Annotated in this window: 23 protein-coding genes and 1 pseudogene; 11 read left to right on the top strand and 13 right to left on the bottom strand. The window is 64.9% G+C overall.

What is annotated here, in order from left to right; translation table 11 throughout:
- Positions 1-7: 7 nt before the first annotated feature.
- The 3 genes from F1609_RS18065 to F1609_RS18075 are packed head-to-tail and all read right to left on the bottom strand — an operon-like array spanning position 8 to position 3,743.
- A complete protein-coding gene (locus F1609_RS18065; RefSeq protein WP_229421935.1) occupies positions 8-871 on the bottom strand; it encodes an HDOD domain-containing protein in 864 nt (287 codons plus the stop codon).
- Positions 868-1,218: a hypothetical protein gene (locus F1609_RS18070; RefSeq protein ID WP_167077788.1), complete on the bottom strand. Its 351-nt coding sequence runs from the start codon at positions 1,216-1,218 to the stop codon at positions 868-870. Before F1609_RS18070 ends, F1609_RS18065 begins: the two co-directional genes overlap by 4 nt.
- Positions 1,215-3,743 (bottom strand): EAL domain-containing protein, encoded by a 2,529-nt coding sequence (locus F1609_RS18075; RefSeq protein ID WP_167077789.1) that lies wholly within the window; start codon positions 3,741-3,743, stop codon positions 1,215-1,217. The genes F1609_RS18070 and F1609_RS18075 overlap by 4 nt, the downstream gene beginning before the upstream one ends.
- A gap of 209 nt (positions 3,744-3,952) precedes the next feature.
- On the opposite strand from F1609_RS18075, the gene F1609_RS18080 reads away from it, so the two are divergent.
- Positions 3,953-4,510, top strand: coding sequence for a hypothetical protein (locus F1609_RS18080; protein ID WP_167077790.1), 558 nt, complete (start codon positions 3,953-3,955; stop codon positions 4,508-4,510).
- Between the two features lie 212 nt (positions 4,511-4,722).
- The gene (locus F1609_RS18085) at positions 4,723-5,106 is read left to right on the top strand and encodes a hypothetical protein (RefSeq protein WP_167077791.1); all 384 of its coding nucleotides are present in this window, start codon (positions 4,723-4,725) and stop codon (positions 5,104-5,106) included.
- Between the two features lie 9 nt (positions 5,107-5,115).
- On the opposite strand, the gene F1609_RS18090 is transcribed toward F1609_RS18085, so the two are convergent.
- Positions 5,116-5,997 carry a universal stress protein gene (locus tag F1609_RS18090; protein ID WP_229421936.1) on the bottom strand — a complete coding sequence of 294 codons (882 nt, stop codon included), beginning with the start codon at positions 5,995-5,997 and terminating at the stop codon, positions 5,116-5,118.
- Between the two features lie 100 nt (positions 5,998-6,097).
- Between F1609_RS18090 and phbB the strand changes: the two genes are divergently transcribed.
- A complete protein-coding gene (phbB, locus tag F1609_RS18095; protein WP_187363053.1) occupies positions 6,098-6,844 on the top strand; it encodes an acetoacetyl-CoA reductase in 747 nt (248 codons plus the stop codon).
- A gap of 35 nt (positions 6,845-6,879) precedes the next feature.
- Here the strand turns inward: phbB and F1609_RS18100 are convergent, their stop codons facing one another.
- The 3 genes from F1609_RS18100 to F1609_RS18110 form a co-directional block, all read right to left on the bottom strand.
- On the bottom strand, positions 6,880-7,242 hold the full coding sequence (locus tag F1609_RS18100) for a TraR/DksA family transcriptional regulator (protein ID WP_167077792.1): 363 nt from the start codon (positions 7,240-7,242) through the stop codon (positions 6,880-6,882).
- 154 nt (positions 7,243-7,396) lie between these two features.
- Positions 7,397-7,840: a hypothetical protein gene (locus F1609_RS18105; protein WP_167077793.1), complete on the bottom strand. Its 444-nt coding sequence runs from the start codon at positions 7,838-7,840 to the stop codon at positions 7,397-7,399.
- 18 nt (positions 7,841-7,858) lie between these two features.
- On the bottom strand, positions 7,859-8,713 hold the full coding sequence (locus tag F1609_RS18110; protein WP_167077794.1) for a hypothetical protein: 855 nt from the start codon (positions 8,711-8,713) through the stop codon (positions 7,859-7,861).
- Positions 8,714-9,053: 340 nt separating this feature from the next.
- Here F1609_RS18110 and F1609_RS18115 point away from each other — a divergent pair, with 340 nt between their 5' ends.
- Positions 9,054-9,302 (top strand): hypothetical protein, encoded by a 249-nt coding sequence (locus F1609_RS18115; protein ID WP_167077795.1) that lies wholly within the window; start codon positions 9,054-9,056, stop codon positions 9,300-9,302.
- 107 nt (positions 9,303-9,409) lie between these two features.
- Positions 9,410-9,778: pseudogene (locus F1609_RS35375) on the top strand (hypothetical protein); the annotation flags it as partial.
- On the opposite strand, the gene hyi reads toward F1609_RS35375, so the two are convergent.
- The gene (gene hyi, locus F1609_RS18120; RefSeq protein WP_167077796.1) at positions 9,744-10,547 is read right to left on the bottom strand and encodes a hydroxypyruvate isomerase; all 804 of its coding nucleotides are present in this window, start codon (positions 10,545-10,547) and stop codon (positions 9,744-9,746) included. The pseudogene F1609_RS35375 and the gene hyi sit on opposite strands and share 35 nt — an antisense overlap.
- Positions 10,548-10,818: 271 nt before the next feature.
- On the opposite strand from hyi, the gene F1609_RS18125 reads away from it, so the two are divergent.
- Positions 10,819-11,352, top strand: coding sequence for a DUF2867 domain-containing protein (locus F1609_RS18125; RefSeq protein ID WP_167077797.1), 534 nt, complete (start codon positions 10,819-10,821; stop codon positions 11,350-11,352).
- A 170-nt stretch (positions 11,353-11,522) separates the two neighbouring features.
- Here F1609_RS18125 and F1609_RS18130 read toward each other — a convergent pair whose 3' ends face one another.
- The 3 genes from F1609_RS18130 to F1609_RS34225 all read right to left on the bottom strand — a co-directional run bounded on the left by F1609_RS18130 (position 11,523) and on the right by F1609_RS34225 (position 14,208).
- Entirely contained in the window at positions 11,523-12,800 is a 1,278-nt protein-coding gene (locus F1609_RS18130) for an MFS transporter (RefSeq protein WP_167077798.1), read from the bottom strand.
- 3 nt (positions 12,801-12,803) lie between these two features.
- Positions 12,804-13,250, bottom strand: a complete 447-nt coding sequence (locus tag F1609_RS18135; RefSeq protein WP_167077799.1) for a MarR family winged helix-turn-helix transcriptional regulator — start codon at positions 13,248-13,250, stop codon at positions 12,804-12,806.
- A 289-nt stretch (positions 13,251-13,539) separates the two neighbouring features.
- Positions 13,540-14,208, bottom strand: coding sequence for a hypothetical protein (locus tag F1609_RS34225; protein ID WP_196785455.1), 669 nt, complete (start codon positions 14,206-14,208; stop codon positions 13,540-13,542).
- Positions 14,209-14,327: 119 nt separating this feature from the next.
- Here F1609_RS34225 and F1609_RS18145 point away from each other — a divergent pair, with 119 nt between their 5' ends.
- A complete protein-coding gene (locus F1609_RS18145; protein ID WP_167077800.1) occupies positions 14,328-14,516 on the top strand; it encodes a hypothetical protein in 189 nt (62 codons plus the stop codon).
- 184 nt (positions 14,517-14,700) lie between these two features.
- Here the strand turns inward: F1609_RS18145 and F1609_RS18150 are convergent, their stop codons facing one another.
- The gene (locus F1609_RS18150; protein ID WP_167077801.1) at positions 14,701-16,083 is read right to left on the bottom strand and encodes a DEAD/DEAH box helicase; all 1,383 of its coding nucleotides are present in this window, start codon (positions 16,081-16,083) and stop codon (positions 14,701-14,703) included.
- A gap of 245 nt (positions 16,084-16,328) precedes the next feature.
- Positions 16,329-17,108 carry an inositol monophosphatase family protein gene (locus F1609_RS18155; protein ID WP_167077887.1) on the bottom strand — a complete coding sequence of 260 codons (780 nt, stop codon included), beginning with the start codon at positions 17,106-17,108 and terminating at the stop codon, positions 16,329-16,331.
- A 178-nt stretch (positions 17,109-17,286) separates the two neighbouring features.
- Here F1609_RS18155 and F1609_RS18160 point away from each other — a divergent pair, with 178 nt between their 5' ends.
- The 4 genes from F1609_RS18160 (at position 17,287) to F1609_RS18175 (ending at position 21,703) form a co-directional block, all read left to right on the top strand.
- Positions 17,287-18,042, top strand: a complete 756-nt coding sequence (locus F1609_RS18160) for an RNA methyltransferase (RefSeq protein ID WP_167077802.1) — start codon at positions 17,287-17,289, stop codon at positions 18,040-18,042.
- Positions 18,043-18,099: 57 nt separating this feature from the next.
- On the top strand, positions 18,100-18,819 hold the full coding sequence (locus tag F1609_RS18165; protein WP_167077803.1) for a hypothetical protein: 720 nt from the start codon (positions 18,100-18,102) through the stop codon (positions 18,817-18,819).
- A 105-nt stretch (positions 18,820-18,924) separates the two neighbouring features.
- Entirely contained in the window at positions 18,925-20,337 is a 1,413-nt protein-coding gene (locus F1609_RS18170; protein ID WP_167077804.1) for a hypothetical protein, read from the top strand.
- A gap of 79 nt (positions 20,338-20,416) precedes the next feature.
- Positions 20,417-21,703, top strand: coding sequence for a hypothetical protein (locus F1609_RS18175; RefSeq protein WP_167077805.1), 1,287 nt, complete (start codon positions 20,417-20,419; stop codon positions 21,701-21,703).
- Positions 21,704-21,709: the final 6 nt, after the last annotated feature.

A 21,709-nucleotide genomic window follows, 5' to 3' on the forward strand; every position in this document is an offset into this window, starting at 1 on the left:
GGTCGGACTAGCTAACGAGAATCTTGCACATGTCGACAAAGGTCGACTCGGTATCGCGGAACAGCTTGGCGCAGTCGGCTTCGCTCAGCGCCAGGGTCACCCACAGCGCCTGCGGCATCGGCGGTGCCAGGTCGTCTTCCTCGCCCGACAGATCGAGGGCGTGGGCGATGATATTGGCGGCGTGCACCAGCAGCGGCAGGGTCGGCGTGCCGGTCGCGCCGAGCTGGTGGTGGCAGGCCACCGCTTCCTGCATGTCGGCCGGGAACTTCCAGTAAGCCGCTAGGGCCGCGCCGGCGGCGGCATGGTCGATCCCGATCACGGCCCGCTCGGCTTCGATGATGTAGCAATCGTGCTCCTTGCGGTAGGCCAGCATGGCCGCGTATTCGGCCGGAAAGCGGGTGGCCAGCACCAAGGTGCCGATATCGTGCAGCAGGCCGGCCGTAAACGCCGTCTCGGGATTGAGTTTCAGGTGCACCGCCAGCAGCTTGGCGCACACGGCGGTGGCCACCGAATGGCGCCAGAAGGCCTGCAAATTGACCCCGCCGGCCGCGTTGGACGGAAAACTGCTGGTCACCGCGCACGCCGTCACCAGGGTGCGGATGCTGTGAAAGCCGAGCACCGCGATGGCCTGGTGGATGGTGGTGACCTTGGACGACATGCCGTAGAACGAGGAGTTCGCCAGGCGCAGGGTCTTGGCGGTGAGCGACTGGTCGAGCGCGATCTTGCCGCCCAGGACGTGCACATCGATGTCTTCCTGGTCCATCGACGAGAGCAGCTCGACCACCACCGCCGACAGCGAGGGCAGGTCGCGGATGCGCTTGACGACATCGTCGAGCGAGGTGGGCGTGGTGGGCATGGTGGCGGGCATCATGCGCTCGCGCGGTAGGCCAGCAGGCGTTCGAGCAGCAGCGCGCTGGCGCCGCCGGCATTGCCGGCCGCGCCGTTCAGGCAGCGCCGGAACAGGTGCTGCAGGCGCGCGCACTGGCGCTCGCGTTCGGCCTGCAAGGCCGCCGCGTCGAGTGCGGCGTCTGCCGAGTCGAGCGCGCCGACCACCTGCAGGCGCTCGATGCCGCGTCGCCGCAGCGAGGCCAATGAGGCGGCGCCGAGGGTGGCGCCGGCCGGCAGCAGGACGGCGCCGCCGGCGTCGCGCAGGTCGCAGGCCAGCACCATGCCTTCGCTGGCCTCGTCGATGCCGATGCTTTCTTCAATCGTGCTCATGCTGTTTCCTCGCACACGCTAATGGTGATCAGGCTGCCGCGCGACTGCGAGTTCGCGCCCATGGGATGGGCCACCACCTGAAAGCAGCGTCCGTCGATGTCGACCTGGTGGCTGCCGCTGGGGGCCAGGCCGTCTGGAAACAGTTCGGGCAACACGATCTGCGCCTCATTGCCGAGTATGGCACCATTCTGGCGGAACATGCGCTCGGCTGCGTCGTTCACGAACGCCACCATGCCCTCGTCGTCCAGGCCGATCACCGCCAGCGGCACGAACTGGAGCAGCTCGCGCGCCACGTTCAGGCTGATTTCATCGCGCGTGATCTGCTGCTGCTTCTGGCGCAGCACGTCTTCCATGCGCCGGTTGGCCGCCGCCAGCTCGTGGTTGGCGGTGCGCAGCTCCAGGTTCAGGCGTTCGTTGTCGTTGGCGATTTCCTTGAGGCGGAACGCTTCGGCGATGTGGGTGCGCAGCTGGTCGTCGTCCCACGGCTTGGTGAGGAACTTGAAGATCGCGCCCTCGTTGACGGCGTCGGTCACCGATTGCAGCTCGGTGTAACCGGAGAGCATGATGCGGATCGTGTCCGGATACAGGTTCTTGGCCGCGCGCAAAAAATCGGCGCCGATCATGCCCGGCATGCGCTGGTCCGAGACGATCACGTCGACCTCGTTGGCGGCCAGCACATCGAGCCCTTCCTGGCCGCTGTTGGCCGACAGGATCTGGTAGCCGTCGCGCCGCAGCAGGCGTTTCAGGGCCGAGACGATGTTTTGTTCGTCGTCCACCAGCAGCAGGGTGCGCGGCTGCTTCTGGATGCGCAGCAGGTGCGGCGGCAGCGCATGGCGCGCGGCCAGCATGTCGGCCACCTGGTCGCGGTCGCACGGCTTGCTGAAGAACCAGCCCTGGATCTGGTCGCACATATTGCGCCGCAAAAAGTCGCACTGGGCTTCCGTTTCCACGCCCTCGGCCGCCACTTCGATGCCCAGGTGATGGGCCATCGAGATGATGGTCTTGACCAGGGCCGCGTCGTCGGCGCCGGTGACGATATTGCCGGTCAGGCCGCAGTCGATCTTGACCAGGTCGAGCGGGAAACGCTTGAGGTGGTTCAGCGAAGAGTAGCCGGTGCCGAAGTCGTCCAGGGTCAGGCCGACTCCCAGCGCCTTCAACTGGGCCAGGGTGGCGTCGCTGGCGAGCGGGTCCTGCATCAGGGCCGCTTCGGTGATTTCGAGCGAGAGCTGGGCCGGCGCAATGCCCGAGGATGCAAGCGCGTCGGCCACCGCCTGGGGCAGGGCGGCGTCGCGGAACTGCTTGGGCGAGATATTGATTGCCACCCGCACCGGCGCCAGGCCGGCGCTGCGCCAGGCCGCCATGTCTTCCATGGCGCGGTGCAGGCTCCAGTAGCCGAGCGCGATGGTCAGGCCGGCCGCCTCGGCCAGCGGAATGAAGCGCCCGGCGGGAATCAGGCCCATCACCGGGTGCTGCCAGCGCACCAGCGCTTCGAGCGCGCAGATGGCGCCGGCTTGCAGGTCGCCCAAGGGCTGGTACTGCAGTTGCAGCTGGCCTTCGATCAGGGCGATGCGCAGCGCCGCTTCCATCTGGGCCCGCTCGGCGGTGCGCTGGTTCATCTCGGCGGCGAAAAAGCGCAGCTGGTTGCCGCCCAGCCCGCGCGCGTGCGAGAGCGCCATGTCGGCGTAGCGCAGCAGGGTCACGCCATCGTCGGCGTCCTGCGGATAGCGGGCGATGCCGATGCTGCAGCCGGCGTGCAGGCTCTGGCCGATCACCGGGAACGGGGCGCCGATCACGCGCACGATGTGCTCGCACACGGCATGCACCTGGGCGCTGTCGGCCACGTCGGCCAGCACCAGCACGAACTCGTTGCCGCCGTGGCGCGACAGGGTGTCTTGCGCCCGCATGCAGGCCTGTACCCGCATCGCCACGCTGATCAGGAGCTGGTCGGCGGCCACGTAGCCGAGGCTTTCGCTGACCAGGTTGAAGCCGTCGAGCGCCAGGCACAGCACGGCAACCCCGCCGCCCGTGGCCTGCGCCTGCGCCATGGCCGCTTGCAGGCGTTCGTTGAACAGGGCGCGGTTGGCCAGGCCGGTGAGCGCGTCGTGGGTCGACAGGTGGGCCAGCAAGGCCTGCTGCTCGTACAGTTCGGTCACATCGTCGACCACGCACACCAGCTGGCGCGGCGCGTCGGGCCCGGCCGGCGCCACGCTGATGGTCCAGCGGCACAGCGGGGCGCAGACGCCGGCGCGCAGCAACAGCGACTCGGTGGCGCCGCCGGCGGCGGCGGTGCGCAGGGCGGCGGCCAGGGGATTGTCGGGCTCGTTACCGCCCAGCAGCAGCGCGCTGGCGCCGACCAGCCCGGCTTCGGTGCTGTGGTGCAGGCGGCAAAAAGCCGGGTTGACGGCGAGGATGGGCAAGCCGGCCGCGCCGGCGTCGACCAGCAGCACGCCATTGGCGCAGGCGGCCCAGGCGGCCGCGGCGGCGCCGGCAAGCGGTCGGGAGGAATGCGCGGTATCGACTTCCATCAGCGTCTTTCGGTGAAAAATGCGAGCGTTCTGGCCGTGCGAAGGCCGCCGGGGAAGCGGCATGCCTTCGATTTATTATACGGAGAAATATTTACAGAGCGGAAGCGAAGATTTCTTTTTGTTGCTCTGTGGCCTTAGGTGCGTTTGCGTACAGAATAAATGGCGGCTTGGGTGCATGCTGGGCCATCATTAATGCAGGAGGAGTTAGCATGTCTACAATCGTTGCAGGTCACTTTCAGCTTCAGGACGAAGTTGACAACGCGCGTCGCGAACTGGTACGCGCCGGTTTTTCAGAGGACCGCATCTCGGCCTTTTTCCTTAACCAGCCGGGCCAGCATGACCAGACCGCCATCGGCGGCGACAATATGCAGTCGCCCGGCGCCAAGGAAACCCCGGAAGGCGTGATGGCGGGCGCCGCCACCGGCGGCGCCATCGGCGTGGCGGTCGGCGCGGCCACCTCGGTCGTGACCGGTCCGGTCGGCCCCATCGTCGGCGGCCTGGTCGGGGCGCACGTCGGCTCGCTGTTCAGTTTGTCGAAAATGAAGGATGCCGGCGAGGGCGAAGAAGGCAGCAGCGAAAACCGCTACGTGCCGCGCCAGTCGGGCATGCTGATCGCGGTCGCGGCCGACCAGCCGGAAGACGAGACGCGCGCCATCGACGTGCTGCGCCGCCTCGGCGGCCACCATATCGAACGTGCCAAGGGCACCATCGTCGGGGGCGACTGGACCGATTTCGATCCGCTCAGTTTGCCGGTGCTGGTGCAGTAAGCTAAGTAACAAGGTTTGGCAGCGCGCCGCCCCGCCTTGCGCCGGGCGGCGCGTTCTCGGTTGGATGCCTGATTCATCGCGCCTGCAACAGCGCTCAGATAGTGCTTCCCATCACCGGCTTTTTGGGTATTATGCTCTTTACATAGTGCATCCGTACCAGTCCAGCCGGGGCATCCGCGCCGGTGACTGCGTGCCTCCGGGAGGACGCGACCATGACCCAAGCCTGGCTCACCCTGACGAGCATGGACGGACGCGACATCGCCGCGCCCACCGAGGCGCAGCTGGCGGCGGTCCTCGCCGAACTGTACGCGCCGCTGTACCAAGACAAGGGCAAAGGCAAGGCCAAGAGAGCGCCCGGCGCCGCGCCCGAACCGGCCAGCGCTGCGCTGCGCTTCGGCTACGACGACGGCCTCATGTATGTGATCGAGGTGAGCAGCGGCGGCCAGATCCGCTTCGAAGAATGGTCCGACCGCGACTGCGAACTGGCGCTGGCGCCGCCGCGCCGCATGCGCGCCGACCTGCCCCTGGCCCAGCAGCTGTGGGCCTTGATGGCGCGCCGCCAGGTCTCGCGCATCCGCGAGCTCGACTGGCATTGAAGCCTGGAATCAGTGCGCCATCAGCACCGGCACAGTCATTGATTCGAGCAGGGTGCGCGTGACCCCGCCGAGGATGGTTTCGCGCACGCGCGAGTGGCCGTAGGCGCCCATCACCAGCAGGTCGGCATTTTTCTGCGCAGCCAGCGCCAGCAGGGCCTCGCCCACGTGCTGGCGCTTGTGCGCCAGCGGATGCATGGCGAAACTGGCGCGTACCCCGTGCCGCGCCAGCCACGGGCGCGGATCGGCCGCCTGCGCTTCGGCCACGGTGTGGCTGCCGGAGCCGGTATCGAACACGGCCAGGTCGACGCTGGATGCGTGGCGCAGCAGCGGCAGCGCCAGTTGCAGCGCGACCGCGGCCTCGCGGCTGGCGTCCCACGAAACCAGCACGCGCTGGCCGACGCTGGCGCGCTGGCTTGAAAACGGCACCATCAGCACCGGCGTGCCGGCGTGCAGCACCACCTCGGCGGGCAGGTCGGCCAGCAGGCCTGGGCCGCCCTGGCCGGGATCAGTCTGGCTGAGCACGATCACATCGGCCACCCGTCCATGCAGGCACAGGCCTCCGGCGGCGTCGTCGTCGAGCACGCGCGCTTCGTAGGATGTGAGTCCGGCCGCCTCGCAGCGCGCGGTAAACGCCGCCAGCGCCGTGTGCGCCTGTTCGCGCAAAAAGCCCAGGTGCAGCGCCAGGGTGGGGTCGGTCTGGCCCGGCGCCAGGCTCGGATGGAGGGTGCGCGAGACGCCGGTCGGAGCCATCCCGATCAGATGCCCGCCCTGCTTTGCCAGCGCGATGGCCACGCCGATGCGCGCCGGCGCTGCGGGGCTGTCGTCAACGTGGACGAGGATGGTCTGGAACGCCATGATGATGCCTGTCTCGGTGAACGTGATATGCATCATCTTAAACCATCTTTCCCCAAGCTTTGATATTGCTCAATGTTGCGTACGGTAACCACCCTAGACTTGGGTTCGGACTTCACCACGATGACAGGAAAGCATGATGGAAATCAAAAGAGTGGCACTCGTAACCGGGGGCATGGGAGGTTTGGGTACGGCAATTTGCCAGCGCTTGCACCGGGCTGGCTTTAGCGTGGCGGCCACCTACTCACCGCACAACAGCTCGCCCGAGGGCTGGCTGGCGGCGCAACGCGACGAGGGCTTCCGCTTCACCGCCTACAAGGTCGATGTGGGCGACTTTGCCGACAGCGAATGGATGGTGCAGAAACTGTTGTCCGAACAGGGGCGCCTGGACGTGCTGGTCAATAACGCCGGCATCACGCGCGACCGCAGCCTGGCCAAGATGGAGCACGACGACTGGGTCGAGGTCATGCGCACCAATCTCGACAGCGTATTCAACCTGTCCAAGCAGGCGATCGAACCGATGATCGCGCAGGGCTGGGGGCGGATCATCAATATCTCGTCGGTGAACGGGCAGAAGGGCGCTTTTGGCCAGGCCAACTATGCCGCCGCCAAGGCCGGCATGCATGGTTTTACCAAGGCGCTGGCGCTGGAAATGGCGCGCCACAACGTCACCGTCAACACCGTCTCACCCGGCTACCTGCGCACCAACATGGTGATGGCCGTGCCCGAGGAGGTGATGAGCAGCCGCATCTTGCCGCAGATTCCGGTCGGGCGGCTGGGCGAGCCGGAGGAAGTGGCGGGCCTGGTGGCCTATCTGTCGTCGGACGAGGCGGCCTTCGTGACGGGCGCCAACATCGCCATCAATGGCGGGCAGCACATGAGCTGAGCAGGGCTTCCAGTACGCGATCGCCGCCGTACTGGTCAGCGCTTCTCGGCGCGGGTCTGGCAGGCGATGCAGAGGCGCGCTTCCGGACGCGCCTGCAGGCGCGAAAAGCCGATCGGATTGCCGCATTCTTCGCATTCGCCGTAACTGCCCTCATCGATGCGCGCCAGCGCCTGGCGGATGGTGCGCAGTTGCGCCACGTGGTGGCCGGCCGCCTCCAGCGCCAGGTCGTTGAGCAGGCGCACGGTGGCTTTGTCGGCGGGCGAGGTTTCTACTTCCTGCACCGCCAGGTCGCGCGGGCCGGCCGGCAACTCGGCCCCGTCGTGGCGGGCCAGTTCGGCCAGCCGCTGTTCGAGGACGGCTTTGAGGAGCGCAAGCTGCCCTGGTTCCAGTCCGTTCATGGTCAAATGCCCGGGAAAGTGGATGGTGTGTTGGCGCGGCGGCCCGGATGGCCGCGCGCATGGAGATGAGTGTAGCGCGTTCGCGCGGCGCTGAATACCGGCGCACGCGCGCCGGCGGCGATGCCTATCCGGGCGGATAGGTCATGATCAACTCTTATTGCGCCTTGAGCGCCTTGATATGGTCGCGGACGCCCTTGAGTGCGAGCGAAACGGTGCCGGGCACGCCGCTGGCGGCCGCGCCTGCCAGTCCGACCAGCGCCGCCACCAGCCCGGTGATGTTGGCGATGACGGTGATTTTACGGATCTTTTCGGCGGCGTTGGCGGTGAGGTCGAGGACGTGCTGCTGCGGCTGGCCCAGGCCCTTGACCACGGCGCGCGCCGCGTCCAGGTACAGCGCGTGCACGTGCTGGCGCAGCAGCAGTTCGTCGTCGAGCAGGGCGAAGGCGCGCTGGCGCTCGTCCTCGCCAAGTGCCGCGTCGGCCGGTGCGCGGATGGCGGTCAGGGCGCGCTCATGGATGGCCCCGGCCACGCTTGATAATTGCGCGGCCAGCGCCATGATGTCCTCTACGCTGGCCAGTCCGTCTTGATCTGTCTTCATAGCACACCTCGGTTCGGTTTAGTCGCTGGCCAGGCCGGCGCGGATTAGGTTCAGGTCGCGCACCACGTCGGAGAGCATGTGGCGCATCTCGGACGAGGACATCGTGTCGAGGTTCTCGCGCAGCTTCTGGTGCCCCTGGGCCACCTTGGCCAGGCCCTGGCGCGCCAGGTCGATGCGGCGGTCGACCAGGCGGTATTCGCTGGTCTTGGCCTGCACGTGGGCGCGCGCCAGTGTGTACAGCAGGCGGTCCTGGGGCCGCTCGGCCAGCGGCAGGGCCACTTCAAAAAAGCCGAGCACGGTTTTCTTTTCATTCTCGTGGGCCGCCGCGTAGATATCGGTCAGGCTGGCCATGGCCTCGAGCAGGATGCGCACGTCGGCGTCGCCTTCGCGCACCATGGTTTCCACGCTCTCTTTCTGGAGGCGCGAAGTGAACGCGCGCGTCAGCAGGCGCGCCAGGCCGGTGTAGGCGCCCACCTGTTTCTGGCCGAGCGTGGTGTTGCTCATACCGGCCATGCCCACGCCGAAGGTGTCGAGCTGCGGCGAGAAATCGTAGCGCGCCGCGCCCGCCAGCTGGCTCAGGGTCTGCATGTACAGCACCACGGCTTTCTGGATCGTCACGAAGTCGTTGTAGGCGGCGTGCCGCCTGGCGTCGTTGTCCTTCGCGACCTGTTCGGCGGCGGGCGGCAGGTAGGGCTGCTCGCGCAGATAGGTGTCGCGGTAGCGCGTGGACAGTTCGGCGTAGCCGCCCAGCCGGGCCGAGGCGTCCGCGAATTCGCGCACCTCCTCCAGGTTGACCCGGTTGCTGGCGCAGCCGCCCAGCAGCAGGCTGGCGGCGAGAAGGGCGGAGGTGCAGAGGGTGCGAAGGGTGTTCATACATCCTTTCAGGCAGCGGCGGGAAGGCTGGCCAGAAGTTCCCATTCTTGCGCCGATAATTTGCATCGGGTTTGTTTAAAGTCAAACCTCGCTAATGTTTCCACTGGCGAAATATGCCGTCGATCATCTTGTTAATTTTGTCATGAATTACGTAAATATGCCACCTTGCTCTGGAGCGCCTAACCAGGCCTGTTACTTGCCGTGATGGCAACAAGATCGTACACTGAGCCATACCGACGGTCAGCTATCGGCCAGAAGCTGACTTTCGCAAACGGCCGCGATCATGCCAGGTGCGGGGCCTAAACATAGTGCGATCACCTCAAATACATAAGGATGAACTGTGGCTACAGACAAAGAAATTGCTCTTCGAGTCCAACATTTGCAGAGCAGTGGAAGGGATGTGCCACTCATGCAACTACCCGGTTACATAAAATGGTCGGAGAGAAAACTCGATGAGGGAGTTTCGCCAGAGTTGATTGCCCACCTTGACAGTATCACTATGTTTTTAGTGCCAGAAGAGGAGCAGACTGTCGGTATCGATGAGTTCGAAGAACTGCTAGAGGATCTCATCGAGCAACTTGGGGAATAGTCGAGTTAAGGTCTGCTTTGGGGCGATAGCGGACGTACACGGGCTCCGTCCGAGCATGACGATAAAGGCCGTGTTCTCAGCCGGAGTGATGCCATGGCCCAAGCACTAGTGGCATGACATGCTGGCGTCGACTTCACGAATGGATGCAAGCCGGCAGCGTATCCATGAAACGCTTCCGTGGCGGCGCCGCGAGCACGACCAGATCATGCGGGATCGAGCTAGCGTTGACGCCGCTAGCGTACCGGCACCTGACGGTGGCGAGCATACGGGCCGTAACCACACCGATCGTGGCAAACTCGGCTGCAAACAGGGAAAGGCTTGGACGACGGCGTTGGGTGGTCGCGCATACCTTGGGTTCGCTACATCGCTTTCGCAGGTTGCGCATCCGGCACGAACGACGAGCAGACAGACATCCGGCGTTCCTTTCGCCCGCCTGCTCGCTCATCTGTTGGCGGTGTGCCGGTCGGTTTTGCTAAGTGCTTTCAGCCAATCCAGGCCGGTGCTGGTGTCGCCGCGCGGATGGTATTCGCAGCCGACCCAGCCGTCGTAAGCGAGTTCATCAAGCAGGGCGAACAGATAGCGGTAATTGATTTCGCCGCTGCCCGGTTCGTGGCGGCCCGGGTTGTCGGCGGCCTGCATGTGGCCGATCAGGGGCAGGTGGGCGCGGATGGTGTTGGCCAGTTCGCCTTCCATGCGCTGCATGTGATAGATGTCGTACTGCATGAACAGGTTCGGCGCGCCGCATTCGGCGATCACGGCGGCGGCCTGGGCGCTTCCGGTGAGGAAGTAGCCCGGCATGTCGTAGGTATTGATCGGTTCGATCATCAGGTCGATGCCGTGCGCGGCCAGCTGGGCGGCGGCGAAACGCAGGTTGGCGATGTAAGTCTCGTGCGCGCGTTCGCGCTCGAGGCCGGGCGGCACGATGCCGGCCAGGCAGTGCAGGCGGCGCACGCCGAGTTGGCGGGCGTAGTCGAGCGCGAGCGCCACGCCGTCCTGGAATTGGCCGAGGCGGCGCGGATCGCAGGCCAGGCCGCGCTCGCCCGCGCTCCAGTCCCCCGGCGGCAGGTTGTGCAGCACCAGCTGCACCTCGGAGCGCGCCAGGCGCTCGGCGATCTGGCCGGCCTCGAAGGCGTAGGGAAAAAGGAACTCGACCCCGGCGAAACCATTATCGCGCGCGGCGGCGAAACGGTCGAGGAAGCTTACTTCGGTGAACATCAGGCTGAGATTGGCGCAGAACTTTGGCATCGGCATCGCTTCGAATGTGGCAATGCTTCATCGTAATCCAAATGCCGGCGCGTGGCGCGGTCGCGGGGCCCGAAGAGAAACTGGGGATCATGATTGCCAAAGAGTAAATATTGTCCGAATTTCTGTTACATTATGAGTTTGAAGAACGGCTTGCTTGTTTCGAAGCACCTTAGTAACTGCTTGGCCGCTGTCCGCCACCAGCAGCGTGTCGTGGCCGTCCGCTTGCGCGCAGATTCGCGGCTCTCTCACGACTACCTACCTGGACGCCACCATGAACCTCCCCCGCAACATAAGCTCGACCAAAGCGCGCGCTGTGCCCATGCCCGGCAACACCGTGCTGGCGCCGCTGTACGCCAACGCGGACCTGTTGGACGCCTTTGCCATTGCATTGCCGGCGCAGGCAAGCGATGATCTGGAGGTGCTGGCACGCATCGCGCTAGAGCACCAGGCGTGGTGGATTCGTGCGCTCCTGCGCGTGCGCGATGGGGTGATGGCGACCGTCGGCGTCGCATCGTCTGGCGCTGTCGGTCTTGCCGGAGCGGCGCGCGGGCCGGTGGTCGGCTTCCTGCCGCTGCTGTCAAAGAGTGCGACGGAGGTAATCCTGGGCGCGGATGACCGCCATCTCGACTTCCGCGTCACCATCCAGTTCCGCGCCGATGCGGCACATGGCCGCGAGCTGCTCGCGGGGACGGTGGTGCACTGCCATAACAGACTGGGACGCGTTTATCTGGCGACGATTGCGCCGTTTCATCGCGTGATCATGCGGGCCAATCTGGAAAGGGCAGTCAGGGAAATGAGGACTTGAGCATGGCATCGCGTGCTTGGGTGGCGTCAGCGGATCGGGCCAGCTACTTTCGCGGCCGGCGTCGCTGAGCGAGGGCGACGTTTGTCCCCCTCGCCACGATTATTCGCGTGTTTCCATGGTTGTCGTTGACGCCAACAAGGTCAATGAACTCGTCGTTCAGCCACGCTTGGTTACATCCGCACCGGCGGCGCCCCGTCCGCGATCGTCCCCATCGGCGTGAGTAGCCAGGCCAGCGCCGCCGCTCCCACCAGGAACAATCCCGCGCCGCCGAACAGCTGTGGCAAAGACATGTATTGCAGCAGCCAGCCGGTCAGCGCCGCCGACAGCGGCGCCACGCCCATGAAGATGAACATGAAGATGCTCATCGCCCGCCCCAGCATGGCGCGCGGTACGCGTTGCTGGAGCCAGCTGAACACCGCCACCTGCATGAAGCCGCCCAGCACGCCGATCAGCAGCAGCAGTCCGGCCGCCTGCCAGGTCGCCACCACCAGCCCCAGCGGGATGAGGAGCAGCCCGACCAGCACATCGACCAGCAGCACCGTGGTGCCGAAATTGCGTACCCTGAACTTGCCCAGCACGCCGCTGAGGGCCATCCCGGCCAGGCTGCCGGCGCCATGCACGCCCATGATCAGGCCCAGCGCCGAGGCCCCATGCAGCACCGTGCTGGCCAGGACCGGCAGCGCGACCTGCATGGCGCCGCCGACGACAAAGGCGCACAAACCCCAGTACAGCATGCTGGTGCGCAGCGCCATGTCGTTCCAGACCATCCTGATGCCGGCGCCGACCGCGCGCAGCACCGGTTCGGGCGCCGCCTTCGGGGCCGCATGCAGCAGGCGCACGCGCGACAGGGTCCAGGCCGACAGCAGGAAGCTGGCGCTGTCGAGCGCGAAGGCCACGCCGATGCCGCTCGCGTTGCCGCCCCGGCTGCCGTCGCCGAACAGCGCCAGCAACAGGCCCGCCAGCAGCGGCCCGGCCAGCATGCTGACCTGGCGAATCCCCATCATGATGCCGTTGGCCATCGGCAGTTGGGCCGGCGCCACCACGTTCGGCAGCATCGAGGTGCCGGCCGGGATGCTGAAGGCCGAGGCGAAACCGATCGCCAGCGCCAGCGCGCCGATCAGCATCAATTCCATGTGGCCGGTGAACACCATGACCGCCAGCAGGCCCAGCAAGACAGTGTTCACGTACTTGCTGATCATGAGCATCGACTTGGGCGAGTAGCGGTCGACCAGGGCGCCGCCGAGCAGGATGAAAATGGCGCGCGGCACGCTCATCAGTGCAATCACCAGCCCCATCTTGAGCGGATCGCCCGTGCTCACCAGCACCAGCCAGGGCAGGGCGATCATGGTGAACTGGTCGCCCAGGGCCGAGATGATGCCGCCGCCCATCATCCACAGGAAATTCGGCTCGCGCAGCAGGGCCGCCCTGGCTTGCTTGGGATCGTCCATGGCTTAACTGTTGCTCAGGTTGATGCCGGCGATCTGGCCCAGGATGGCCGACATCGCTTCGAGCTGGTCCGGTGGGAATGGGCGCAGCGCTTCGCGGCTGATCAGGTCGACGACATCGCTGGCGTTAAGCGCCAGTTCCTGCCCGCTGGGGGTGATGACGGCAAAGCCGACCCTGGCGTCGCGCGGGTCGGCCTCGCGCGTGACCAGCCCGATCTTTTCCAGCGGCAGCAGGCTGCGCGTGATGCCGGAGGCGGTCAGCCCGAGGCGCTCGGCCAGGTCGACCCGGCGCAGGCGTCCGCCCGGTGCGCGGCTCAGGTGGTTGACGATCTGGAAGTCGGAAAAGCTGATGCCGTGGTGTCCGCCCAGCGAGTTGTCGAAACGGCGCAGCAGGGCCGCGTTGGCGCGCGCCATGCGCAGGCATAGTTCGGCGTGGGAATTGAGTTCATTCATTGCAATCTCCTTTATTGATGCGGTATAGATATTTGAGTACGCAAGTATATAGGATTTTAAGGCATTGTCAACTTGCGGCCAGGCGATGCCAATGAACTTCGCCGGCGCCAGCGCAAGCGCTTGACAGCGGAGCAGTACCGGCACGTCCGCACGCAGGCATTTACTACATGGAATGAAGTCAGTGACGTAGCAAAGAACGCCTGATCCGTGGCGCCGTGTTTCCCGACCAGAGACAATTTCGCCTGGAATCCTGCAACTTGCCTTCTCGCTTCAGCAAGTTGCCTCGATGCTATTCATCGGAGTAAGCAAAAACACCGATAAAAACAGGATCATCCGCTATCGCGCGGGTGACGACTGCCGGGTCATACGCGAAGTCAAATTGAATCACAAGCTCTCGTGCTTTTTCTATGCCTGTTTTTTTCGCCGCTGCCATCACATCGTCACTATATGTTGTTGAATAAGACAGCGGGGCCAGTAGGCGTGATAGCTCAACCACTTCATTGTCGAAAGACATGCTTTCCTGGTCGCTGAGCCTGTAATAACCCACGCCGCACAGGTCTTGCAGAATGTCGATGTCGTCATCTTCTTCAGTCTGAGGTGTCAAACCGATCCATGCCGAAAGCACGCCTTTTTTTTCAAAATTTTGTTCATAAAACTCATCTTCATCGGAATAATCGTGTCGAGCCATATTTCCTCCCTGACTAGTTGTGAAAACCCGGCGGTAAGCCATCAGATCCACTTTGAAACCGGGCTGCTGTTTGTCCTGGTGACTGGAGGCTAAGACGGATCGCTCCAATTTTACCTGCGTCCGGATGCCAGGCTGACCTTGAACGACTTGGTGGCAAGCCATGGCGCGCATAGTCAGGCTGTTAATATTCCGAAAGAGGAACTTTTTAAAATAGCACGCCTCAACCATGCTTTTAATGCAACCCTCATTGCGCGGTTCGAGCGGGACCACCCCTTGCCAGATGACCGGCCGGCCGAGCTCATTTTTCAGAAGGAGCCGCGTTGAGTCACGGGCCAGGCAACGGACCCGGCGTATGCCAGTGTCAAGGAGTATTGCGTCGGGCAGCTATATTGATCAGCGCCAAAAACTACTCTGATGCAGTCCCACTACTGGATCGAGGTATCGCGATGGTGGGGGAGACGTATGTCATGCAGGATCTGAGTGACGACACCGGTATGAAGCTGACGCTGGCTCAGATTGAGGAAAAGAAGGGGGCGGCCAGGCGCGCCGCCGCGCTGCAGTACCGTGTGCTTTCGTAACGTCTGGAAATGGATGGCTGGCGTCGTGAATGCGCCAGTAAAACCTGAAACAAACAAAATCTGGAGAGGTCCCCACAAAAAGAAAGCGCGTGGCAACCTGTCAGCGCATCGTTGCAGATGGGCTGACAGATGACCACGCGCCAAGGCGTGCGTCCGGCGCCAGAGCGCCGGACTACATGATTACTTAACGGCCGCGGCCGCCCGAACGGTGCGGCGCCGCCGGACGCGGACCGCGCGCGCCAGCCGTACCACCACCGCCGCCGCCGCCACCACCACCGGCGCTGCGCGGCTTGGCCGGAGCACGGCCACCGCCGCCGCCGACCTTGACCACTTGCCCGCCGCCGGAACGGCCGCCACGGCCGCCATGGCCCGGCGCGCCGCTACGCAGCTGCACCGGCTGTGCGCGCGCGGTCGGGTCCGGCTCGAAACCGGCGATGATCTGGCGCGGCAGGGTTTGCTTGATCAGCTTTTCGATATCCTTGAGCATGTCGTGCTCGTCCACGCAGACCAGCGACACGGCTTCGCCGGTGGCGCCGGCGCGGCCGGTACGGCCGATACGGTGTACATAGTCTTCAGGAATGTTCGGCAGGTCGTAGTTGACCACGTGCGGCAACTGGTCGATATCGATACCGCGCGCGGCGATGTCGGTCGCGACCAGCACCTGCAGGGCGCCATCCTTGAATTCGGAGAGCGCCTTGGTGCGCGCCGACTGGCTCTTGTTGCCGTGGATTGCCATGGCGCCGATGCCGTCCGCGCCGAGTTGCTCGACCAGCTTGTTGGCGCCGTGCTTGGTGCGGGTAAACACCAGCACCTGGGTCCATTTGTTCGACTTGATCAGGTGCGACAGCATCGGATGCTTCTTGTCGCGGTCGACCGGGTGGATCTTTTGCGAAATGACTTCGACCGTCGAATTGCGGCGCGCCACTTCGATCATGGCCGGCTTGTTCAGCAAGCCATCGGCCAGGGCCTTGATCTCTTCCGAGAAGGTGGCCGAGAACAGCAGGTTCTGGCGCTTCGGCGGCAGGGCGGCCAGCACTTTTTTGATGTCGCGGATGAAGCCCATGTCGAGCATGCGGTCGGCTTCGTCCAGGATCAGGATTTCGACCTTCGACAGGTCGACCGTGCGCTGTTCCATGTGGTCCAGCAGACGCCCTGGCGTTGCCACCAGGATGTCGACGCCGTGCTTGAGCTGCTTGATCTGCGGATTGATGCCGACCCCGCCGAAAATCACGGCCGAGTTCAGGTTGGTGTACTTGCCGTACACGCGCACGCTTTCCTCGACCTGGGCCGCCAGTTCGCGGGTCGGGGTCAGGATCAGTGCGCGCACCGAGCGGGTCGAGGTCTTGCTGGTCTGGGCCGCGCCGACCGTATCGGTCGAGAGGCGGTTCAGGATCGGCAGGGTAAAACCGGCGGTCTTGCCGGTGCCGGTTTGTGCGCCCGCCAGCAGGTCGCCGCCGTTCAGCACGGCGGGGATCGCCTGGGTCTGGATCGGGGTCGGGACGGTGTAACCGTGTTCGGTTACGGCACGAACGATAGCATCGGACAGGCCGAGTTTAGAAAATGACATGATAACTTTATGGTGGAGATCGGCCCGTCGCTCATGCAAAAAGCGCCAGTCGCAGGCAATCAATATTAGAAAATCGTGGTGGCAAAGGCACTGGAAACGGTGCCACCCGACATTGCAGCATACACAGCGATGCTAAATTTAACAGAAATAGGTTTCGCTGTGGAAATTTCACGTGCGGCTTGTTAAGCCTGGCGGAGGGAAAGTGGAGGCCTTACACGGCCTCCCGGACAGCTTAGTACGGCATTTTACGCGAAAGGCGCCAACAGCGTGACCATCTGGCCGAAGACCTTCGGGCTGGCGGCGATGATGTCGCCCTTGTGCAGGTAGTCGGACTCGCCGTTGAACTCGCCGACGATGCCGCCCGCTTCCGTCACCAGGAGCGAGCCGGCGGCGATATCCCAGGCTTTCAGGCCCTTTTCGTAGAAGCCGTCGCTGCGGCCGGCGGCCACGTTGGCCAGTTCCAGCGCGGCCGAACCGGCGCTGCGCACGGCCTGGCAACGCTCGGCGACGACGCCGTACATCTTCATGTATTCAGCCAGCGCGCGCGGACCGGCGGCATGGCCGGAGCACAGCAGGGTGTTGGCCAGGCGGTCGTGCTTGGTCACGCGGATACGCTTGTCGTTCAGGTAGGCGCCGGCGCCTTTGCTGGCGGTGTACAGGTCGTTACGCACCGGATCGTAGATCACGGCCTGCGTGACGATGCCGCGCTGGGCCAGCGCGATCGAGACGCAATAGTTGGGATAGCCGTGCATGAAATTGGTGGTGCCATCGATCGGGTCGATGATCCAGGCGAATTCACTCTCGTCGTTCAGGTTGGCGGATGCACCCGATTCCTCGGCCAGGATCGCATGGTCGGGATAGGCTTTGAGCAAGGTTTCGATGATCGCCTGTTCGGCCGCCTGGTCGACATCGGTGACGAAATCGTTGTGTTGTTTTTCAGTAACACTGATCCGGTCGACGTCGAAGGACGCGCGCTGGATCACGGTGGCGGCGCGGCGAGCTGCTTTGATCGCCGTATTGAGCATTGGGTGCATGTGGAGCTTCCGTTAAAAGAACGCTAACGCCCACGGCGCCCCCTTGGGCGCAGCGTACGGTAGAGAACAAGAATGAATTAAAGAGCGGTGCGGCGGCGAACTGGTTAAAATCGCGGGCTGGTCAGCCCTGTTTTTACTCATCCGCCACTGCGCGATAGCGCTATTTTAAATGAACACGCCCGAAATCAACACGTCTGTTTTCAAACGCCTCCGATTTGTCCTGGTCGAGACCAGCCGCGCCGGCAATATCGGGGCCGCTGCGCGCGCCATCAAAACCATGGGATTTTCCGACCTGGTGCTGGTCAATCCGCGCTTTCCCGATGCCTTGCAGGACCCGGAAGCGGTCGCCTTCGCCAGCGGCGCGCAGGATGTGCTGGCGCGCGCGCGCATCGTCGGCAGCATCGGCGAGGCCCTGGACGGCTGCAATTTCGCCGCCGCGGTCTCGGCGCGCCTGCGCGAATTCTCGCCGCCGGTATGGACCCCGCGCGCCTTTGCCGGCCATGTGGCGGGGCAGGGCGACTTGTCGGCCGCGCTCATTTTCGGCAACGAGCGCTTTGGATTGCCGAACCAGATCGTCGAGCAGTGCAATGTGCTGATCAATATTCCCGCCAATCCCGATTATTCCTCGCTCAACCTGGCCCAGGCGGCCCAGGTGCTGGCCTACGAATGCCGGGTGGCCGGCGACACGGAAGTGCCGGCGCCGAGCGCGATCGGCTTTCACGGCGACTCCGCCAGCCTGGACCAGGTCGAAGGCATGTATGCGCACCTGGAACAGGCGCTGGTGGCGATCGATTTTCTCGATGCCGACAATCCCAAAAAGCTCATGCCGCGCCTGAAACGCCTGTTTGCGCGCACCCAGCTCGAGACCGAGGAAGTGAACATCCTGCGCGGCATCGCGCGTCACATCCTCAAGGCGCGCCCTTGATTGAAGCGCAAGCGTCCATCGATCACCTTGTCATCCATTGAAAATCCAGCGGGACCCATGCATTCCAAACCCGGTTTCATCATTTGGTCCAGCACGATTATCTGCGTGGCGCTTGCCATTGCAGCGCTGTCGAACACGCTGGCGCAGACCAGCGAAGCGGCGCGTGGCCAGTCCCTCGGTATCCTCCTGGTTTGTTCCCTGGCAGCCGCGACGTCGGTATGGCGCCTGATCCGGCTCTACCGCACCGCCATGGAAGTGGCCGACATCACCAAGGTGCCGTTCGGCGTGCCGCTGCGCCCGTCCCGCGGCAAGGCCATGACCGTGGCGATCGGCATGCTGGCAATCGGCGCCATGCCCCTGATCACCATGACAACGCTCACGCCGATCATTCGGGGCGGCGCGTGGTTGCTGGTGGCCGGTGGCGTGGGCATGCTGGCGGCGGTGCTGGCGCGCCTCGTGCCTGTCGGGCAGATCACCTTGCGCGCCGACGGTTTGGCGTTGGCAGGCCGTGGTTTGCCGATCGTTTTGCCGTGGGAGCGCATCAGCGCGGTGGAAGGCGGGGAGTACGGCGGCAATCCGGCAATCTTCCTGTGGCTGGACTCGCCCGACACGATCGCCGTGCCGCCCGGCAAACACAAGGCCTTCATGCGCCAGGTCGCGTTTTGCCGCAACTTGATGGACGCTGATTATTACCACCCCACCATCGGCTACGGGGTCGGACTGGCCTCGCTGGTGGCGGCGATCGAGCACTACCGGCTCCAAGCTAGTGGAGGATGATGCGTACGTGCCGACGCAACACCCGGTATGGTTGAGAAAAAAATAATTCCCCTGAGTAAAAACTAATATTGTAAAATCGGCAATCACGAACCAGCCGAGCTTTCCATGTCCGATCAATCCAGCGCAAGTCACTTTTCCGTCCTCCAGCAGATCGGCCTGATCACGCGCAACCAGGTGCAGCGCGCGCTGGACCATCCTCAGGTGGGCGAACTGGCCGACTATCCGCTGCTGGCCGACCATCTGGTGTGGCTGGTCTTGCGCGACATTCTCGAGGAAGACGACCTCGAGCAAAAATACCAGCGCTTCCTGAGCACCTACAGCGGCGAAGACCGTGAACAGCACCTGCGCGCGATCGACATCGCCTTGTTGAAGATTCACGGCGTGCGCGAAGGCTTGAACCGCGACTGGTTCGACACCCTGGTCGCCGAAAACATCCTCACCGACGAGGAGCGCACCCGTGCCTTGGAGGCGCTGCCGGGCGACGAGATGCTGGCCTCGGCGGCGGCGGCCTTTGTCTGGATGGTGTATGCCCAGCTGATCACCCACGAACGGCTCGACGAGATCCGCGCGGTTACCGGCGGCAGCCCCGGACGCGCCGCCATCCTGGCCGAAGTGCAAGAGATGTTCGGCAAAATCTCCTCCGCCGCGCGCAGCACCGTCATCCGCGGCATTTTCCCCGGCCCCTTGTGGCTGTGGATCGGCGCCGCGCTGGCCTTCGTCGGCTACATTGTCTGGTCGCTGGTGCGGCCGGTCCCGATTCCGGATTGCACCGACCGCGAGGTCACCTCCACGGTCGCCTCGATCATGTTCCGCCTGAACGTGGACGAAGGCGTCAACGCTTACCTGCGCCCCGGCGGCGAACGCGCGCCACGCGCCTCGGTCGCCGGCATCCGCGAAGTCGGTTTCGACGAGGTCGGCCGGGTGCGCGGCTGCATCGGCACCCTGACCATGGGGCCGATCGAGCGGCCGTACGCCTTTACGGTGGCGCGCGACAAGGAAGGCGGCTACACCGTCACCGGCGCCGATCCGGAGATCGTGCAGGCGCGCTTCGGCAAGGGCGCCGGCCCGGCCAGGGCCGACAGCAAGGGTGCGCCGGTGGGGCGCGCCAATATCGACAAGGCCTTCCGCGCCGCCGCCGACAAGTTCAAGGCCGATGCCGGCGAAGAGCGCATGGCTAAACTGATGGAAAGTGTGGCCGGCAGCCCGCGCAGGGCCAGCCGCACCAGCGAGAGCGCGCCGGAGCGCACGCGCGACATTCCCGAAATCGAGCCGCTGGCGCCATGCCGCGAAATCACGCCCGGCGGCGCCTACAGTTGCCGCCTGCTGGTCGAGCGCAAGGATGCCATCCTCGCAGCGATCGGCGCCGGATCGTCGAGCGTGTTCGAGGCCGACTTCAGCTTCGTGCGCCAGGGGGCGGAGTGGGCCATGGCCGACAGCTTTGAGCAGGAGTACCGGGCCGCCATCGACGCGGCGCGCAAGAAAGCGCTGGCCGAAGCGCGTGCCAAGGCGCCCGAGTAAAGCTGCACCCTCATGCGGATGGCCAGGCCGTCCGCATGAGGGCCTCATATCCCTCCCGGCCTACTCCTTTGCGCGCCACATGACCGTCACGCCGCTATCCTGTCCCTTCCTGTATTTGCAGCGTATCGGCCTGCTCGAAACCAGTCAATACTGGCGCGCCATGAAGCACCCGGCGGCGCAAACGCTGGCCGCCAGCCCGGGCCTGGTGGAACCGCTGGTGTGGCTGATGCGCAAACAGATCGTCTCGGCCGACGCACTGGCCGAGGCCTGCGACAGCCTTGCACTGGCCGGCGACCGCGACATGCTCGACCAGGCGCTGGAACAATACGAGCTGTTTTGCATGGAGGCCAACGGCGTCTGGCTCGACTTGCTGGTGCGCGAAGGGCTGGTCTGCGCCGGCGAGCGCGAGCACGTGCTGCAAGCGATCGGATTCGAAACACCGTTCACCGCGCCGGACGCCGTGCTGGTGCGCATGGTCAAGCGCGGTGTGATGCCGCGCAAACGCTTCGATGCCTTGCGCAAGGCCAGCGGCGGCAGCGCCAGGCGCCGCGCCATCCTGGACGATGCGGCCGCCAGCTTGCCCAGCGACGCGCCGACGCCTCGCGCAGCCGTCGTGCGCAAGGCGCCGCGTAAGCCCTTCCGGGCCTGGGGCGAGCTGGCGCTGTGGATCCTGGCGCCGGTGCTGCTGGCGTTCGGGATCGGCATGATCACGCGCGCGCTCAACGCGCTGCCCGCCTGCGACGGCTGGACGGTCGGGCGCAAGATCAGGGCGCTGACGCCGCCCGGCGTCGCCCGCAGCCTCACCGATATTCGCGAGATCGGCTACATCGAAGCGGCGCAGCTGCGCGGCTGCAGGGCCACGCTCAGCGTCGATGGCAAGGCGGCACCGTTCGCCTACACCGTCGCCAGCGACCCGAAAGACGACAAACTGGTGGTGACCCCGGCCGATCCGGTAATCGCGCAGATGCGTTTCGGCCGTCTTGACGCCAACGCCCGTCCGCCCGACCTGACGTACCCGATTCCGCGCACCGCGCTCGAATCGGCCATGCGCGAGGGCGGGCGGCGCGCGGCGCCGGGGCGCGCCACCGACGGCTGGTCGGCACGGTTCGCCCCTGAACCGCGCAGCGACATCGCCGACCTCGAGCCGGTCGAGCCCTGCCGCGCGCTGGTGGTGGGGGTGCGCTACACCTGCCGCCTGCTGATCGAACGCAAGGACCCGCAGCGCCCCGGCGTGGTCGGCGCTTCCACCTTGCATCAGGGCGAATTTACCATCGAGCAGGGCGGATATGCCGGCCTGTGGAAGGTCGGCGCCGACTTCCAGCGCGAATACGAGGCGGCCATCGCGGCCCCGTATCAAGCGCCATGATATTGT

Source organism: Massilia aquatica (assembly GCF_011682045.1).
Classification (GTDB): domain Bacteria; phylum Pseudomonadota; class Gammaproteobacteria; order Burkholderiales; family Burkholderiaceae_D; genus Telluria_A; species Telluria_A aquatica.

Excerpts from the sequence above, each read along its gene's own strand:
- F1609_RS18085 (WP_167077791.1), top strand. The coding sequence starts at position 4,723 with ATGACCCAAGCCTGGCTCACCCTGACGAGCATGGACGGACGCGACATC.
- F1609_RS18080 (WP_167077790.1), top strand. The coding sequence starts at position 3,953 with ATGTCTACAATCGTTGCAGGTCACTTTCAGCTTCAGGACGAAGTTGAC.
- F1609_RS18090 (WP_229421936.1), bottom strand. The coding sequence starts at position 5,997 with ATGATGCATATCACGTTCACCGAGACAGGCATCATCATGGCGTTCCAG.
- phbB (WP_187363053.1), top strand. The coding sequence starts at position 6,098 with ATGGAAATCAAAAGAGTGGCACTCGTAACCGGGGGCATGGGAGGTTTG.
- F1609_RS18125 (WP_167077797.1), top strand. The coding sequence starts at position 10,819 with ATGAACCTCCCCCGCAACATAAGCTCGACCAAAGCGCGCGCTGTGCCC.
- F1609_RS18070 (WP_167077788.1), bottom strand. The coding sequence starts at position 1,218 with ATGAGCACGATTGAAGAAAGCATCGGCATCGACGAGGCCAGCGAAGGC.
- hyi (WP_167077796.1), bottom strand. The coding sequence starts at position 10,547 with ATGCCAAAGTTCTGCGCCAATCTCAGCCTGATGTTCACCGAAGTAAGC.
- F1609_RS18100 (WP_167077792.1), bottom strand. The coding sequence starts at position 7,242 with ATGAACGGACTGGAACCAGGGCAGCTTGCGCTCCTCAAAGCCGTCCTC.
- F1609_RS18170 (WP_167077804.1), top strand. The coding sequence starts at position 18,925 with ATGTCCGATCAATCCAGCGCAAGTCACTTTTCCGTCCTCCAGCAGATC.
- F1609_RS18175 (WP_167077805.1), top strand. The coding sequence starts at position 20,417 with ATGACCGTCACGCCGCTATCCTGTCCCTTCCTGTATTTGCAGCGTATC.
- F1609_RS18150 (WP_167077801.1), bottom strand. The coding sequence starts at position 16,083 with ATGTCATTTTCTAAACTCGGCCTGTCCGATGCTATCGTTCGTGCCGTA.
- F1609_RS18135 (WP_167077799.1), bottom strand. The coding sequence starts at position 13,250 with ATGAATGAACTCAATTCCCACGCCGAACTATGCCTGCGCATGGCGCGC.
- F1609_RS18075 (WP_167077789.1), bottom strand. The coding sequence starts at position 3,743 with ATGGAAGTCGATACCGCGCATTCCTCCCGACCGCTTGCCGGCGCCGCC.
- F1609_RS18110 (WP_167077794.1), bottom strand. The coding sequence starts at position 8,713 with ATGAACACCCTTCGCACCCTCTGCACCTCCGCCCTTCTCGCCGCCAGC.
- F1609_RS18105 (WP_167077793.1), bottom strand. The coding sequence starts at position 7,840 with ATGAAGACAGATCAAGACGGACTGGCCAGCGTAGAGGACATCATGGCG.
- F1609_RS18130 (WP_167077798.1), bottom strand. The coding sequence starts at position 12,800 with ATGGACGATCCCAAGCAAGCCAGGGCGGCCCTGCTGCGCGAGCCGAAT.
- F1609_RS18160 (WP_167077802.1), top strand. The coding sequence starts at position 17,287 with ATGAACACGCCCGAAATCAACACGTCTGTTTTCAAACGCCTCCGATTT.
- F1609_RS18155 (WP_167077887.1), bottom strand. The coding sequence starts at position 17,108 with ATGCTCAATACGGCGATCAAAGCAGCTCGCCGCGCCGCCACCGTGATC.
- F1609_RS18165 (WP_167077803.1), top strand. The coding sequence starts at position 18,100 with ATGCATTCCAAACCCGGTTTCATCATTTGGTCCAGCACGATTATCTGC.
- F1609_RS18065 (WP_229421935.1), bottom strand. The coding sequence starts at position 871 with ATGATGCCCGCCACCATGCCCACCACGCCCACCTCGCTCGACGATGTC.